The sequence below is a fragment of the Williamsia sp. Leaf354 genome (assembly GCF_001424365.1).
Classification (GTDB): Bacteria; Actinomycetota; Actinomycetes; order Mycobacteriales; family Mycobacteriaceae; genus Williamsia_A.
In genome coordinates, this window is record NZ_LMPL01000005.1 from 452,110 (window position 1) to 469,155 (window position 17,046).

The following is a 17,046-nucleotide window of genomic DNA, read 5'->3' on the forward strand; positions in this document are numbered from 1 at the left end:
GTTCTCCTCAGTGCTTGGGCTTGCGTTTCGGTTCGAGAACCTGCTCGATGGCTTTCGGCTCCCGGCTTCTACCGAAGAGCGACTTCTTTTGCGCCGGGTTCACGGCGTAGTAGCCGTATCGCCCCTTGGAGGTGGGCGCCTCGGTGAGGACGAACCCGATGATCACCGTTCCGCTGTTCGACAGCTGGTCGTGCGCGTCGGACAGGTCGCCGAACTTGGTGCTCCCGGAGCGCGCAACCAGAAGGATGCCGTCGACCCACTGGGCGAGCACGGCGGCGTCGGTGACCGGCAGCACCGGGGCGGAATCAACGATCACGTAATCGAACGAGGTGGCGAGTTCGGAGAGCGTCACACCGGCTCGTTTGGAAGCGAGTAGCTCAGCAGGGTTGGGCGGGCGCGGCCCGGATGCCAGGACCCACAGCCCATCGACCGCACTGGGCTGGACGAGGTCGGAGAGATCACCGTCGCCACGGAGAGCGTTGGTGAGTCCGATGTCGCCGAGAAGCCCGCTACGGGTGTCGACCTGAGGACGGCGCAGATCCGCGTCGACCAGTACGACTCGGTTGCCGGCCTCCACCAGCGCCGCAGCGAGATTCATCGCTGTGGTGGTCTTGCCCTCCACGGCGATCGGGCTGGTCACCAGAATGATCTTGGGCGGACTGTCCACGTTGGCGAACGCCAGATTCGTGCGGATCTTTCGGAACGCCTCGGCCGATGGCGTGGCCCCGCCCTTGAAGTCGATTAACCCGCGCTTCTTCAAGAGCTCATCGGTGGGGATAGAGCCCAGGACGGGGGTGTCGCTCACGCCCGCGATATCCGACTCATCGCGGATCTTGTTGCTGAACCGCGCCCGCGCGAGAACCCCGAGGACACCCAGCAGCAGGCCGACCACAACGCCGAGACCCACGTTACGAGTGGTCTTGGGTGTGACGGGCGAATCGCTGGCATCGGCCGGCGTCACGAGTGTCAATTTGGCGAGGGGTTGACCGCCGCCGCTCGGGGTCTCGAGACGGGATACATAACTCGTCATGGCGGTCGAGATCGCATTGGCCAGCTTTTCCGCTTCGGCCCGATCCTTGTTCACCGCCGAGATGTTGAGGAGAACTGTTTCCGTTGTCGATGTGGCAGACACATCAGCCTTGGCGTCCTCCACGCTGAGGTCGAGGTTCGCGCTCTGTAACGCTTGGCGCACGACCGCATCCGAGTTCACCAGCTTGGTATACGAGGTGACCCTCTGCTGCGACGCCAGCGATCCTTGGTAGGCGGTCTGAGAATTGTCGTCCGTGCCCGACGTGACGTACAGCGTGGCGGTCGCCTGATAGATCGGTGTCTGCAGAAGGCAGTAACCTAACGCCAGCAGGCCGACGACGACCGCGCATGCCACGATCGCGAGCCATCCACGACGCAGTGCGCCGAGAACGTCCCGTACGGATTCACCTTCGGTTGTCGAAGATCGAGAGTCCGACAAGGCCACCGAATCAGTCATAGCTAATGGAACCATCCTCGTCACCAGTGCGCAGACTGTCTGCACTTTCGTTGAGGCCGGGGATAGCGGTCGGTACCCCGTACATCAAATCGCTGTAGCTTCGGCACACCGATTCCCAGCTGTAGTGACGCTTGGCGCGGTCCCGGGAAGCCTCAGCCATGTCTCTCTGCGCAGCATGGTCTGCAATCAAATCAGCGATCGAATTTGCGATCGCACGCGGTGACGGTTGGACGAATCGCCCGACGTCTCCAAGGACTTCGCGGTTATAGGAGGTGTCGCGAGCGATGGTGGGCGCTCCGCATGCCATCGCCTGCACGAGAGCCGGGTTGGTTCCTCCCACACTGTGTCCATGAAAGTAAGCCCCGCAGTTCTCCCAGAGGGAGAACAACAACGCATCGTCTTTGACATGGCCTAGCCAGTGCACGTTGTCGCGGCTCTCGTCCAACCGCTTGAGCGCCTCGTCGAACTCCCCGCCGTATCCCGACGAACCCACCACCACGACCGGCAGATCTTCGAGTATCTGCACTGCATGGATGAACTCGCGGATGGAGTTCTCGGGCACGAAGCGAGCCACCATGAGAGCGTAGGTCCCTGGCTCGAACTTCGGCGCGTCCAACGTCGGGTAGTCAGGCTCGCCACCGTAGGGGATGAACGTGCCCGATCGCCCAAACTCTCGAATCCAGTAGTCCTTGATGGCCTCGGCGTCGAACACCAGCTCGTCGGCGTAGCGAGCCGTCATCTTGGCGCCTAGCCGGAACACCCGGCGAGCTGACGGGCCCCACTTTGCACGCTCCCACTCGATCCCGTCGACGTTCACGACAGTACGGATACCGCGCGCCTTCAGGATCGGCAACCAGAATCCATTAGCAACGTTCATGATAAGTGCGACATCGACGCCCGCCAATGCGGCATCGATTGCAGCAGTAAACCCGTACGAGATCGTACTCAGCGATTTGCTCTCGAGCCCCTTGGTTGTTCTGACCTTAACTCTCGCGTCGACGCCAGGGTCGTCGCCTCTTGTAGCACCCGGTCGTCCGTAGACCGTCAGATCCCACTTGTCATCCACGAGAAACGGAGCCAAGCGTCGAACGAGCGTCTCGAAGCCGCCGTAATAGCTGGGGTAACCGCGCGTGCCAATGACAACGGCCGTTCCCCTGCATCCATTCGAACCGTCGTCAGCCGGCCGCGCTTGCGGCGCGTTACCTCCCACGGAAGTCCCACCGGTCTGGCCAGGCCTCACTCGTCACCGTCCCGAACCCTTGAAATACTTTGCCCACGATTTGCATCCGAACTGCCGCACCACTAGGACGCGAACTACTTCGCCTTCAGCCGGTATAAGACCCTCAAATCGCGTGTAGGCAAGTCGTAAATAAAGAAAACAAACCTTGAAGCTACGGTGGACCGGTCGCCCTGAATGAGTCCCATTCTGAACGAGACACAACCAGCTTTCTAAGTCGTTCAGAAGTGACCACCGTGCCGCTTCCCGCCTGAACGCAACCGCATTGCTCACGAATATGAGCCAATTTGTCAGAATCATTCAGACACAAAATAGCTAGCCGAGCCCGACACCGCAACTCGTAGCCGGTGAAGCCACACGGAAAGGCACTCCGTGGACGCAACCCAGACCTGAGCAACTTTTCCAAGAAAACATCCCTGCAGCACCCTCCGCAAGTCGAGCGATCGTATGAACCTCCCTCCCGCAATGTCAGAGATCTTTAATACTGGCTAGGCTGACATTGCCAGCATCTATTGCTCGTTCTCCTCGCTCGCGCTCCCGCTAGACCAGCTAGGCTGCTTCATCACCGCGTGGTGCTCGCCGCGCCCTCGTACGGTCCAGACGGTACGGTCGGCAACGAGTTCACGTCGGCCGACCCGAAGACTCGTCTCGCTGGCCGATAGTCCTTTCGGGTGAGGAGCACTCTATCGAGCAATTAGGACAACGTTTCGGCCAGGTACTACGGCCTCGGAAACAGATTAAAGGAGACAGATGCGCTACCTCGTCACCGGTTGTGCGGGCTTTATCGGGAGCACGTTAACCGAATATCTCGTCTTCAATGGACATAACGTGGTCGGGGTGGACTCTTTCACCGGATACTATTCGGCCGCGCAAAAGGTGGCAAACCTCAAAAGTGTTCACGATCACAAATCCTTTGACCTGTTGCAAAAGGACGTCCGAGCGCTGTCAACGCCGGACATGGCCGGCGTTGACGCGGTAATTCATCTAGCAGCACAGCCCGGGGTCAGAGATTCATGGGCGGAATTCTCTAAATACCTCGATCTCAACTTGGAAGCTACACAGCACATTCTGCAGCTGTGCTCCGATTCCGACATAGCGCGAATGGTATTCGCAAGCAGTTCCTCCATTTACGGAAATCAAGACCAATACCCCGTGTCTGAAGACGCACCCACGACGCCACGCAGCCCCTATGGTGTCACCAAGCTTGCCGGTGAGGCGTTGTGCAAGGCATACAGTCTAAATCTGGGCTTACAAGTCGTCTGCCTTCGATTCTTCACTGTTTACGGTCCTCGGCAACGTCCAGATATGGCAATTCACCGAATCTTGTCCGCTGCATATTCCGGTGAAACATTTCGCCTCTTTGGCGACGGCAGTGCACGCCGAGATTTCACATACGTTGACGATGTCGTGCAAGCATGTCAGCTTGCCGCGTCGAGCGAAGTACTAGAACGGTTCCTGCCTCTTAACATTGGCGGAAGCGGAGACATATCCATGAGGCAACTCATAGAGATGGCAGAGGTCGCCACTGGGCGGACCGTGCGCCTCGACCACCAGCCATCGCAACTTGGAGACGTAGATCGCACTGGCGCGGACTGCAGTCGCGCGCGCGCCCTTCTCGGATGGACTCCGAAGACACCAGTCGACGAGGGGCTGAGGAAACAAGCCCTCAGAATCAGCGCTGCGTTGTGAACCACCAACCGTCCGCCCTGCGTGCCCGAGTTCGCGCTTGGCGAACCCAAATCGGGATTGCGCTGTCAGCCCTATTAGTACCCCCATTGTCGCTTCGCCGCGCACGCGCAGTCTTTATACGGATCGCTATCGGAGCCGACATAGCAATCGGTACAGAAATTTGTGGCGGCATAAAATTCACGAGTAACAAAATTTCGGTTGGCCGCGGAACTTACATCGGGCCCTATTGCCTGTTCGAAGCCAACACAGCAAGCAGAATCCGAATTGGCCAAAACGTTGCTATCGGTCCACAATGCAGTTTTATTACTAGCTCCCATAGATACGGATCGCCGAAACGTCGAGCAGGACAAAGTTTCTCGAACGATGTCGTGATCGAAGATGGGGTGTGGCTTGGCGCCCGAGTCCTTGTCTTGCCGGGTGTTCGCGTCGGAGCCGGTTCGGTCGCCGCGGCGGGATCTGTTTTAACGATCGACGTCCCCCCATCAGTTTTGGTCGCTGGCTGCCCAGCTACGGTTATTAAAGCGCTGGGCGATGAGTAGGTCGAAGGCGGGTTCAAGCGAACACGAACGGTTCTCCGTGAACGCAGCCTCCGCTGGACTCATCACCACAGCTTTGACAGTCACGAACCTGTTGATTGGTTTTGCCTTTCAGTCGCTCATAGCGTTCGCGCTCGGGTTAGGGACGTTGGCAGACCAATTTCAGCTGACGTGGGCCGTTGTAACCTTCGGCGCTACCGTCTTTCTAACACTCGTTTCGAGTGTCTTAGTACCACGCATGCACAAGGGAACCCACCAGCACTACACCGGAGATCGGCTTTACCTAGCTGGTTGGGGATTTCTGTTGGCGAGCGCACAGGCCGTTTTCGGTATCTGCACCAGCGGGGATCTTGGCACCCTGCTTATTGCATCGGCGCCATGTCACGTACTCGCCGCGCTGACCGCATCACCGATAGCAATGGCTTACCTCAACAACAGATTTGCCATTGCTGCAGCCGGCAACATATTCAACGGCCTGGGTCTAGTGGCAGCTACGGCCGTCGCGTACGCGATCGAAATCAACCCATTCAGCCTGGGGTTCGCCCTCACTGTCGGATACGCTGTTCAATACCTCTTAACAGCATTTCCAATGCGCCACACAATGCGTTCCGCCAATACTGAATCACTTATCGGCCTCAAGACCCTGTCCGCTCTCATAATTTTTACGATGCTTACGAAGCTCCAACCATTGCTGGAGCGAGTTCTCGCAGAATCTCTAAGCATTGGATCGACAGCTGCACTAGGTTTCGGACAGAAGATTTCTCAGGGCCTACTGCTTCTAGGGGCATTTGGCCTCGCGCTCACCGCCACAGGCTCGCTATCAAAAGCATACGCGAAGAAGGATCAGGACCTCATAGACTCGATTCTCAGCCGAACCTTGGTTACTACCGTAGTGGCAACACTGACAGTCATGGCAATCTTTATTCCAGTAAGCCACATTGTCATACGGGTGCTATTCCAACGAGGGCAGTTCACCCCATCCGACACCGACGAGGTGTTGACCATCTTCCTGGCACAGACGCCATGGATAATCGCATGTGCACTTACTGGAGTCCTTACGTCGTTTATGTACGTTGCCCGGCAGTACGTCAATGTCGCAATTTGCTCCGCACTTGGGCTGACTGCAACAGCCGTGGCTTCGGTAGGATTGCGTTCAGTCTATCCAGACCAAGCCGTTGCGTTATCCAGTAGCATTGGAGCAATGTCCACGCTTCTTTATGCGTACATCTGCGTGTGGCGTGACCCGGTAGGAAAACGCGGACTCTCGGCAGCGGGTCGGTTCAAAACACTGACAATAACCGCAGTTACCATGTTCACCACCGTAATGGTCGCCTACTTTGTCGGCCGAGATTTACTCAACTTGGAATTGACTTCCACGTTTGCGCTTCTGGTGATTCCAATCACGTTGTCTGCCAGCTACTTTCGTGCCGGATTTCGCGGCAAAGTCAAGGAACTGGTCGATGCCAGACTTGATTAAAAATCGACGCCGATCGGAGTCGCGACGAAACTTTTCGAAGATTCTTTCGGTAGTTGTCGGCGACCAGAATCTGGCTAGCTCGAGGGTTAGAGCACACGACTCGCTGGAGTTGTTAGGCACCCTTGGACACAAGATCAGAGTGGTCAATACCAGCAGAACGCGCATGTGGCCTATCCGCGCAGTTGCCCTGCTAATCTATGTACGCCCAGACGTCACACACTTACAGAAGGTAATCCCTCCGAGTGCTGTGTCACTTTTTATAAGGCGAACCTCAAGATTTTTGATCTACGAACTCGACGACGCAATCTACTTCGGCTATCCAGGCTCTTCGCAAGCTGTTCGCGCTCGCAGCGCCAAGCGTGTTCTGAGACTCGCGAACGCTGCGGACCGCGTCGTGGTCAGCTCACCCGAGATCGCGCGAGACCTCGAAGCATTCGTCGCTACCGAGATTTGTGTGTTCCCGGGACCCGCGCCAGCTCGACCCCGCCCCGCACCAGCCGATGAGGTTGGCGACGATCCCCTGTCTCCCGTTACGCTTTGGCTTGGGAGCCCTTCTACAAAATACTATGTTGAATCTATCGAGACCACCTATACAGAAAGAGTCAGCAACTCGGAGCGATTCGGACGACTAGTCTTAGTCGGTTCAGACCGCGACAGGTCGGGGGACGTCCAGCACGAAGTGTGGACGCAGAGTAGAGAGAGTTTCTGGCTGCGGCGAGCCAGCGTAGGCATTATGCCTATCGCGGACGACGAGTGGTCTAGGCGCAAGGCTGCGTACAAGATACTTGTCTATCTAGCGCATGACATTATTCCGGTCACTACACGAAACTCTGTCTCCAAAAATGTCCTCGGAGCGTCCTTTGAACAGCTCTGTGAAGTGGTTGCCGCACCAGCGGACGAAACAGAGTGGCTGAGAGCGATTAGCCGCGCACACGCCAGGTCAATAGATTCCGAATGGGTCACGGTCCGAGATGAGCTATTTGCTGCGCTCAGTTTGCGTCGGTACACAGCTGTTCTTATACCATTGATGCCCACACCGTCAGCAAAAGGGTAGTGCGATGACTCAAGATCACGTCATAATGGTTGCATCTCAGTATCCTCCTGTTTATGGAGGCGCTGGCCAACAAGCCCAGCTTCTAGCAACGCGCCTCGTACGAAACGGCTTGCGTGTTACAGTCGCTACCCTCGACCAGCAAAGCGTGCGGTCGAAAATCGAGGATGGCGTGTCGGTTAGGCGGTACCTGAAAGGCATTAAGCCGGACGGGCCACTGACGCGAGCTCTGACGACTACCCTTCTCGGAGTCAGTGCATTCTTCCTTACATTGATTCATGGGCCTACCGCGGTACATATTCACGGCGCTTACTGGTGGTCAATCTTGCCAGCGGTAGCGGGGAGGCTCAGGGGTAGTCGGGTCGTGGTGAAAGTAACGCGTGACGGCGAGGACGATCCCAATACAGTGTTTGGCCGCCGCATCCGAGGCATTCCAGTCGGGTCCATTTACGGGTTGAGCTTTAGACTGGCAACAGACGTGATATTTCTAAGCGACGAATCGTATGCGCGTGGCCGCGTCAGAGGACTCGAGTCGACGGCACGGCGAGTCAACAACGGAGTGGATTCAGAAGTCTACTATCGGTCCGAAGCGCGCAACGTGAAATCCCGTCAATTATTCAACGTCCCTCAAGAACGCGCTGTTGTCCTGTTTGTAGGATACCTTGTGCAGCACAAGGGCGTCATCGACCTTTTGGATGCTTGGGACTTGGTAAGAGTCTCCGCAGACGCGGAATTGTGGCTGGTGGGACCTTACGGCGACTTCTACCGTGAACTCGACCGCGCAACGGGAGAACGCATCCGTAGCTCCCATCTCGATTACTCCAAAAATATTAAGCTCTTTGGAGCGTTACCCAATAAGGAACTACCTCTGATTTACTGTGCTGCAGATGTCTTCGTTCTGCCTAGTTACCGTGAAGGCATGCCGAATAGTATGGCCGAGGCGATGATGTCTGGCTGCTCAATAGTCGGGACGCGAATACCTGGCATCGTGGACCTTGTCAGGTCCAGCCACGACACCAAGCTTGTCGATCCCGGTGACGTGCCGGCCCTGGCGAAAGCAATGTTGTCGGCACTTGCTCATCCCACCCAGTCCACACCACACGAACTCCAAGCCATTGATATTGACTCAGTAGCCGCTACATATCGAGACATCTATAGAGGAGCGTCTCAATGAGGTACCTACCGTGGCTTTTGCTAGCCGGCCTGACAGTGGGCTTCGTCCTATACATTTGCCGATCAGACGACTACCGCTTGGTTTTGCTTGGACTTGTCTCAATAAGCATACTTACCAGCATTGCCTACTATAGACGGACAAGCCTCGTTCCTAACGGCGCGATGGCTCTATCGTTATCGGTTGTAACAGCAATATACGTAATCGGGTTGCAGCGGCGCCAGCTGCCCGTTCTGAACATCAATCCGTCTCTTGAAGTCGCTACGTTGGTATTGGTTGGCAGCGTAATGACACTTCTCGGGTTTATTACTTGGACTGCAATTTTTGCGCGGCGGTCTACGGCCACGGTCCAGTACACGACGCCAGATCTTCTAGGTGAACGAGCGCTGACGACGATCGTTATAGCCGGGATTGTCGCAGGTATTGCGAATTACGCGACGGGCACTATCCCACTTCTGCAAGCCAATATCGACTCGGCGCGCTTCGCGTCGGACGATGGTCTGTTTGGCCGTGCCTGGCCTCTAATTATTGCCGCTCTACAAATAAGTATTGTTTGCGCCGCGACTAATGCGATACGTAATCGATGGAACCGACTGAGTGCCTCGCTTGCTATTTTTTCTCTCATAATTCTCGTTCTGAGCGGAGCGCGTGCATTAATCGGAATACCTTTGATAGCGGTCGCCTTCATCTACATAGAATTGAGGCGTCCTTCCATTCTTAAGGTGCTTGGGGCACTACTGGCTGGGTTGATGCTTTTTGGCATAGCTGGCCGACTAAGACTCGGTACGGCTGTAACACCTGATGCTGAGGTATACCTAAAGTCAAGAGGTCTCGACGGTTGGTTTGGATCGCTTGATCTGTCATTGCAGACCGGACCCCGCGTTTTTACGCGCGTCGCCAATACTGGAATTCACGCAAACGGGAGTTTCTTGTTCGGCGATCTTGGGAGTTTTCTCAAGCTTGGGTTTAGTCTCTCTGATCGATATGTGAATGAAATCCTTCAAGCGGGTTCCGCACAGCTGGGAGGCTTACCACCAACCCTATTCGGCGGCTTCTACTTGGACTGGGGCTGGCCGGGTGTCGTTATAATGTCGATTCTGCTCGGCGTTGTTTGCGCAGCAACGTTTGCTTGGGCGAAGCGCCGTCCCGGTTTGGGTTCGTATTTGTGGTTTGGCTATTTCGCAGCGTACTTGGTCACTTCGAGTTACAGCTATATCAGCGCGAAACCGACGTGGATTGTCGTGCTGCTAGTGGCGGTCTTCATCGACAGTAGGTCGACTCAGCAAGGTAACTACACCCTGAAAAAGATGACCAGGAGCCGTGGCGCTCCTTCGTCACCTGAAAGAATAAAGATGGAGTCTCATAAGTGGTGACGAGTGACCTGAGGGTTCTTATGGTGTCCAAGTTCTGGCACATTCAGGGCGGAGTCGAAGTTCACCTTCGCGAGTTGGCAAGCTCTCTTGTGTCGGAGGGCGCGTCTGTGTCCGTGTTCAGTTCCGAGGACATGGAGGGCCCCGACGCACCGGGGTTCGATTCGTCCGCTTCCGATCTCGGCGGCAAGATATCGTCCATTCGCTCTTTAATCTGGAACCGCTACGCGCGAGAGAAGTTGAGAGATCGTGTCTCCAAGTTTCAACCTGACATAGTTCATTATCACTCCATTTACCATCAGCTGAGTCCGTCGGTCTTGGGCGTAGCCGACGTCCCGTCGGTGATGACCCTTCACGACTTCAAGCTTGTGGCGCCCTGCTACACACTGGTTCGCGACGGTGCCGCTTGTACACGCTGCGTCACTTCTTCGACGAACTTCGACGCAGTCCGATTTCGCTGCATAAAGAATTCAATATTCGCGTCCGCGGTGTGTGCTTCCGAGACTGCCATGTTTCTCCCGCACTACGTTTCTCGCGTAAATCGCTTTATAGTTCCATCAAACTATTCAAAGCAGATCTTGACAAGTGGCGGGCTTCCTGTCGAGAAGATTTCCGTCATACCGTGGGGGATGGCGGAACTTCCTGCCGGGTCGGATCATCTCGGTCTGGGTTCTAGAGGGCGTTACTGGATATTCACTGGACGCCTACATCCGGCGAAGGGGGTCGAGCAGCTTTTAGATGCTTGGCAAGGCTTTCCTAAGCCCGAGGATTTGAGGCTCTTGCTCGCCGGCGATGGCGAATTGGCTCCTGTTGTACGAGCACGCGCTTCTTCGGACAGTTCAATTGTCGCCCTTGGCCATCTGGAACGGACTGACCTGAACAAGCTTATTCGAGGTGCTGAGTATTGTTTAATTCCTTCTATTCAGCCAGAGACCATGGGGCTATCTGCTATCGAGTCTCTTCAGGCGGGTACGCCCTTGATTTCATCTGGCGCGGGCGCATTAGACGATCTTAACGGGCCAGGAGTGCTAAATATCGGAACCGACACGAGCAGGTGGATTGACAAGTTGAAACCCCTTGCCTTCGATCCTGGTTGTGGAACGACGTCGCGACACGAACTTCGAACACGCGACCTGTCTCGATTCGAGCTCGGCCGGATGCGCGACGGTATTCTGTCGGTGTATAAACAAGTACTAGATGCCTGACACCTCAGACCTAGGAAAATCGGAGAGTGAATTTCTCATCCGGTGGCGCTCTCCTCGCGCCAACCAGCTTGCACCTAGCAACACTCCCACCAGATCGGCCCACACTGCTACTTGGGCTGGCGAGAACAGGTGACGACGTCGGAGTCTCACCGACGGTGTGGGAGATTCGAAACCGGTTCAAAGGTCTTTGGCAGTGAAGTTTCAGCGCCTAGGCAGGAAGTTGGGTACCAGCCCTTGCTTTGCGCAGGCCCGGCTATTGGAAGTACATTTCGCACTCCCTAGTGGTGTCCGCCATGCCGCCATGGCGGCACAGATGCTGCACAGGTGCAGGTATCAGAGGCCGTTTTGCGACTCTCTGCTTGCAGACGCTTTGCTTGTTCGCCTTCGGCCCTCCAGAGATCTCGGAGGTACATGACGGCGGTAGTCATCAAGTTGTTCTTCACCGACTTCGCGAAAACCGCTGTCAGTCTTGGGCCGTGCCGCGATGGCCTGCGGCGCGGCGTTGGCTGGTATTGACCGCCGTCGTAGCCGATGACACTCTATGCCGCCGCGAGCAAGAGGGATACCGGTTCGGGCGAGTTTTACGCTACGACGGCCGGTCGCGATTGCGGCTGTCGGTATCACTGAATAGCCGGTGGCTAACTGGTCTTCCGCCATGCACAGGCCGAACTGACGGAGCCTGTGCGGACTTTGCGTCTGTCGCAACACGACGACGCCACTACCGTCTCTTGAGGCTTGGCAGGCCTGAGCTGAGCGGTGAGTGCAATACTCGGATAGGTAGTTTGCGTCGACGAGCACGGCAACTAATCGCTGGGGCGGTAAGACTGGCGATATTTTTCTTGACGCGACCATCATCAGTCTTTCCGCCAGGCCGGAATGCGACACCGCCGCCACTTGGGCGCCACAACTCAGTCTTCGCTCCTCGCGCCTTCCGTTAGATCGCGTTGCGAATGATTAGGGCCGATGTGCGATCCTCACTTTCGTGAACAGAAGAGTGAATTGTGGATTAGAGTTTTCATAGTTATCCGTGACCGACACGGATCCCAGTGCACTGAAGGTCAAGCGCATGGACTCAGCACTCTTCGCCGATCGAGCGGTCTCCTCTGATGCCCGCGTGTATGTCGCCGGCCACCACGGGCTCGTGGGCTCCGCGGTGTGGCGGGCGTTCGAGGGCCGCGGCTTCACGAACCTGATCGGTCGTTCGCACGCCGAGCTCGAGCTCACCGATCGCGCTGCGGTTTTCGACTTCTTCGCCACCGAGCGACCCGACGTCGTTGTGCTCGCCGCGGCAAAGGTCGGCGGGATCATGGCGAACAGCACGTTCCCTGTCGACTTCATCAGCCAGAACCTGCAAGTCCAGGTCAATGTGCTCGATGCCGCTCTCGCGCAAGGGGTTGAGCGCCTGCTGTTTCTCGGCTCCACGTGCATCTACCCTAAGTTCGCGGAGCAGCCGATTCGCGAGGACGCACTCCTCACAGGCCTACTCGAGCCGACCAACGACGCTTACGCAATCGCCAAGATCGCCGGCATCCTCCAGGTACAAGCCGTTCGCCGGCAGTACGGGCTGCCATGGATCTCGGCCATGCCCACCAACCTCTACGGTCCGGGCGACAACTTCTCCCCCACCACCTCGCACGTGCTCCCGGCCCTGATCCGCAGGTACGAAGAGGCGCGACTCTCCGACGCCAAGCGTGTTGTCAACTGGGGTACCGGAACACCTATGCGTGAATTCCTCCACGTGGACGACATGGCCGCTGCGTGTCTGCATCTGCTCGACACCTACGACGGACCACAGCAGGTGAATGTCGGCAGTGGCAAAGACCTCCCGATCAAGGACATCGCCACCATGGTCGCCGAGGCCGTCGGCTACGTCGGCGCCACCGAATGGGACACCAGCAAGCCCGACGGCACGCCGCGAAAGTTGATCGACGTCAGCACTTTGCTGGGCAGCGGCTGGGAACCGACGATTGAACTGCGAGAGGGGCTTACCTCTACCGTTGAATGGTTCCGGCAGAACGAAGACGCGATCCGCGAGTAGCCCTCTTCAGATGTCGCCGGACCGTCGTTCCCGAAATCCGCTTATTCTTGCTTCGGGATCGCGAACGGTGCCGTTCAGGACGAGGCCGAGCACTCGCCCAGGCCCTTCGGAGAGTTCGGCGATCGTCTCGCCGAGATCGCCGAGTCGGGATACCCCCGATCGTGCTACCAACACCACGCCGTCGGCAACCCCGGCCATGATCGCTACGTCCGCGTCAGAATTCACGGCGGATGTGTCCACGATGATGAATTCGAAGTGGTCGCGCAGCGTGTGGAAGAACATCGCTGCGGTATCCGACGTCAGGATGCGCGCTTTGTCGACCACGTCGGTTCCTGCTGTCACCACCGACAGATTGGTGACAGGGGTCGACTGCACCGCAGCGAGCGGATCGTGCGTTCGAAGCGCGTCAGTCAACCCGCCCACGCGATCGATGCCCATCACCGCATGGAGGGACGGCCGCCGCAAATTCGCGTCGACCAGCGCAACTCGGTGCTCGCCGAGGGCAGCGAAGGCCAGCGCGAGGTTGACGGCGATCAGGGATTTGCCCTCCCCTGCTACCGCACTCGAGACGACAAGTAGACGAGGTGGTTCGTCCACCGCAGCGAAACTGAGTGCAGTACGAATTCGACGGACAGCCTCGATCACCGCAGTCGATCGCTGGGTGAAGTCCAACTCGACGTGGCCGGCCAGCGCTGGGTCGAATGGGACCTCGCCCAACAGGGCGATGTCGGGCAACGACGCCAGATCCTGCGGCCGCCGAATCCGGGAGCTCAGGCGATCCAACGCGACCGACACAGCGCAAGAGATCAGTAGAGCGGCCGCCATGGCCAGGGGAATCTGCACGGCGCGATCGGGAAACAATGCAGAATCAGGCGCCGCGGCACCATCCACCGGCACGATCTTGACCGTCGGACCGTCAGTCGAATTCTGTTCCAGAACAGCCACGTACGCCGTCACAGCCGACGCCACTGCATTGGCGAGTTCGACCGCTTGGCGTCTATCAGCTCTCCGCACGCTGAATTCGATCACGGTGGTTCCGGGATCCACGGCGGCCGACAACGCGCCTCTGGCCTCATCGATCGACATCGCAGGACGCACCCCGCGCACGGCACGATTCAACACCTGCTCCGACGACGCCAGACCCGCATACGAGCGGGCGCGTTCCACCGACGACAGCGAACCCGCGTACACGTCCGCGGCCGTTTGCGTCGACTGTTGCGTATCGACAGTCACATACACACTTGCGCGGGCCTCGTAGACCTTTTGCTGCTGACCCGTGAGGAGATAGGCCCCTACCCCACTCAGCAGGGTGAATATGAGGAGCAGGGGCCAGCGCCGGCGCATGTTGCGTACCAAGAGGTTCAGGACTGGATCGTTCGCAGGATCGCGTCGGCCTTGGAGGACCGGACCGCGCCGGCTGTAGGCGAACGTCATGACAACGCATACCGCCGATAGCGCGAGCGCATCAGTGACGGTCGTTCGGGATCGTCGCCGATCGTCCGCGACGATCCTGCGCCACCGGCGATCACCGTGGCGCGGAAGCCGAGTTCACGGGCATACCCGCCGTTGACCACTTTGCTCGCAACCCTCACACCGCGCGCGTATCGCGCCCGCCAAGGCCCGGGAGTGATCCCGAACTTCTCGTCGAGTGCCGCGTGCTCGCGCTGAACGAGATCGGCCAGCCGCGCGGACGCCTGCTGATCGTGCCGTGTGAAACCCGCGTGAGCTCGCCCCGTGTAATGAAACCGACCGCCCGCCCGAAGGATCTCGAGCCAGAGTTCCCAGTCCATCATTGTCTTGTTCTCAACGTTCCACCCGCCGGCACCTTCGATGAAAGACCGGCGAACGAAAGCGGTGCACGATGGCAGGCTCAAACCGAAGTGCTCCAGCACGATCGGGCGCATTGCGTGCTGGGTCACGAGGCGAATCACTCGATTTTCCGGGGTCACCTCGACGAAGTCCCCGTAGATCAGGTCGCATGAATCGCTTTGGATGATCGTCAGGATCTGTTCCAGCACACCATCGAAGTAGAACTCGTCACAGTTCAGCCAACCGATCCATTCGCCTGCGGCCATGTTCAGCGCGGTGTTGAGTGCATCGGATTGCCCTCGGTCGCGCTGCGAGACCCACCGAGTGTCGGTCCTCTCGAGGTACGCGAGCGAACCGTCCGACGAGCCACCATCGGCCACGATGTGCTCGACTCGCCCGTCAAGGGCGCTCGGTAACACCGAGTCGACGCACCGGGGGAGGAATGGCATGCCGTTGAAGGTCGGGGTGAGAACGGACAAGACCGGCGTGAGTGTCACGACCTGGCCACCGTTGACCGTCGTCGTGTTCTGCCGGTCCCGATCGGTCTGGGCAAGCGCGACCCCGTCGTCCCGCCGCCTGAAACTCGGAGCGAGCAAGGCCGCCGGATCACCACCAGGGCTCCGGCGAGGAAAGTGAAGATGATCGCACTCGACGTCGGATTAACCACGATGGGATTGACCAATCCTCCGAACAGACCCGCGTTCGCCACCATCACCATCACGACTGCGGCGCGAAACCGCGGGGCCGACACCATCGCCCGTGACCTCGAGACGGCGTACGTGGTCGCTCCGAAAACGCCCACGAACAATGCCGCGGCCACTACCCCACCACCCAGGTACATCGTGAGCACATCGCTGTGGGCCGGCACCACGCGACGCTCACCGGACAACACTGCGACGATGGACAGATTGTTGGTGAACAGCCTCGACACGATCGGGTTGTGCACTTCGGTGAAAACTTGATTGTAGAGATTCTCCCGAGTCACGGAGTTGTCGACTTTACCCACGGTCACGAAGTAGGACGAGCTCGCTTTTAGCAGGTAATCGACGTTGAAGGCCACGAGAAGAAGACCGACGACGAAGCCGCCCGACAGAAGCGCAGGCATCAGAGGACCCCGGTAACGGGGCAGCACAATGACGGCTGTCACTACCACCGAGATGACAACCAGCACGTATGTGCCGGCCGGGTTCTGGATGAACGCAAACAATGTCGCCAACACCCCGAAAGCAGTGAGCGAGGGCGATCGCGCAGCCAACCCGAACCCGATCGCCCCGACGAACACGATCGACTTCTCGTGGTTGAACACCAGGTCCGACACAGGCGAACCAGGCGTATACGCCAAACCCACCAGGATGATCAAGACCCCACACCCCGCACCCGCGTATTTCATCCACCGGCGGAACTGGTCTGGGGTCGAGGAATCGGCGACCGTGAACGGCACCGCGACAAGCAACATCGGAAGGAGCACGGGCAGTGCGGTGTTCGGAATTCCCGAGGCCAGCCGTCCCCACAGACTCCCGCCGATGCCGACCACGCACAGCACGAGAGCAAGGCCGCTGGGGAGTACAAAAGCGCTGGACAGTGCTGGGCGAAGCGCGAGCACCGTCGCCGCCACCGCGAACAACGCCAGATACTTGCCGCCGGGGAAGAGGAACACCGCGCCATTGAAGTTCGCAAACGTGCATGCAATGACAACGAGGACGAGTGCGAACACACAATGATTCGCAACCGCGTCAGCGCAGTACAGCCATGTGGCCCCGGCGAAGACAGCGCCTGCCACCGCCAGCGCAGCCAGAGCCGGCGACGACGCGACCACCGCGCCGAAGCCGAGGCCCGAGGCAACGAAGACGACGATCGCCGCAACGATTTTTGTGCGGCTGCGATGCGGATCAGGCTGAAGAACGAGCCGAATCTCCGATCGGAGGGACCGCGGATCGAAGCGATAGTTCTTCCGGCTCACGGTCTCGCGTGCATGCC

General features: G+C 58.2%; 11 protein-coding genes and 1 pseudogene. 7 read left to right on the forward strand and 5 right to left on the reverse strand.

What is annotated here, in order from left to right; all coding sequences use genetic code 11:
* Nucleotides 1-7: 7 nt before the first annotated feature.
* Nucleotides 8-1,486: a polysaccharide biosynthesis tyrosine autokinase gene (locus ASG12_RS18720; protein WP_082502144.1), complete on the reverse strand. Its 1,479-nt coding sequence runs from the start codon at nt 1,484-1,486 to the stop codon at nt 8-10.
* Nucleotides 1,479-2,552: a glycosyltransferase gene (locus ASG12_RS18725; protein ID WP_235457561.1), complete on the reverse strand. Its 1,074-nt coding sequence runs from the start codon at nt 2,550-2,552 to the stop codon at nt 1,479-1,481. Before ASG12_RS18725 ends, ASG12_RS18720 begins: the two co-directional genes overlap by 8 nt.
* 921 nt (nt 2,553-3,473) lie before the next feature.
* Here ASG12_RS18725 and ASG12_RS21395 point away from each other — a divergent pair.
* The 7 genes and pseudogenes from ASG12_RS21395 (at nt 3,474) to ASG12_RS18730 (ending at nt 13,260) form a co-directional block, all read left to right on the forward strand.
* Entirely contained in the window at nt 3,474-4,412 is a 939-nt protein-coding gene (locus tag ASG12_RS21395) for an NAD-dependent epimerase/dehydratase family protein (RefSeq protein WP_082502146.1), read from the forward strand.
* Between the two features lie 576 nt (nt 4,413-4,988).
* Complete coding sequence (locus tag ASG12_RS21405; RefSeq protein WP_162243442.1) at nt 4,989-6,425, forward strand: lipid II flippase MurJ; 1,437 nt, start codon at nt 4,989-4,991, stop codon at nt 6,423-6,425.
* A gap of 1,079 nt (nt 6,426-7,504) precedes the next feature.
* Nucleotides 7,505-8,035: pseudogene (locus ASG12_RS22370) on the forward strand (glycosyltransferase); the annotation flags it as partial.
* Nucleotides 8,036-8,650, forward strand: coding sequence for a glycosyltransferase family 4 protein (locus tag ASG12_RS22165; RefSeq protein ID WP_235457563.1), 615 nt, complete (start codon nt 8,036-8,038; stop codon nt 8,648-8,650).
* A 206-nt stretch (nt 8,651-8,856) separates the two neighbouring features.
* Nucleotides 8,857-10,020 (forward strand): O-antigen polymerase, encoded by a 1,164-nt coding sequence (locus tag ASG12_RS21415; protein WP_162243443.1) that lies wholly within the window; start codon nt 8,857-8,859, stop codon nt 10,018-10,020.
* Between the two features lie 23 nt (nt 10,021-10,043).
* Nucleotides 10,044-11,222 carry a glycosyltransferase family 4 protein gene (locus ASG12_RS21420; protein WP_162243444.1) on the forward strand — a complete coding sequence of 393 codons (1,179 nt, stop codon included), beginning with the start codon at nt 10,044-10,046 and terminating at the stop codon, nt 11,220-11,222.
* Nucleotides 11,223-12,288: 1,066 nt separating this feature from the next.
* Nucleotides 12,289-13,260 (forward strand): GDP-L-fucose synthase family protein, encoded by a 972-nt coding sequence (locus ASG12_RS18730; protein WP_055792962.1) that lies wholly within the window; start codon nt 12,289-12,291, stop codon nt 13,258-13,260.
* Nucleotides 13,261-13,266: 6 nt separating this feature from the next.
* Here ASG12_RS18730 and ASG12_RS18735 read toward each other — a convergent pair whose 3' ends face one another.
* Genes ASG12_RS18735 through ASG12_RS18745 form a run of 3 tightly spaced genes read right to left on the reverse strand, consistent with a single transcriptional unit; the run spans nt 13,267 to nt 17,029 of the window.
* Nucleotides 13,267-14,694, reverse strand: a complete 1,428-nt coding sequence (locus ASG12_RS18735; protein WP_082080349.1) for a polysaccharide biosynthesis tyrosine autokinase — start codon at nt 14,692-14,694, stop codon at nt 13,267-13,269.
* Complete coding sequence (locus ASG12_RS18740) at nt 14,691-15,566, reverse strand: glycosyltransferase (RefSeq protein WP_055792965.1); 876 nt, start codon at nt 15,564-15,566, stop codon at nt 14,691-14,693. The genes ASG12_RS18735 and ASG12_RS18740 overlap by 4 nt, the downstream gene beginning before the upstream one ends.
* Nucleotides 15,563-17,029 (reverse strand): hypothetical protein, encoded by a 1,467-nt coding sequence (locus tag ASG12_RS18745; protein ID WP_156378183.1) that lies wholly within the window; start codon nt 17,027-17,029, stop codon nt 15,563-15,565. Before ASG12_RS18745 ends, ASG12_RS18740 begins: the two co-directional genes overlap by 4 nt.
* Between the last annotated feature and the right edge of the window lie 17 nt (nt 17,030-17,046).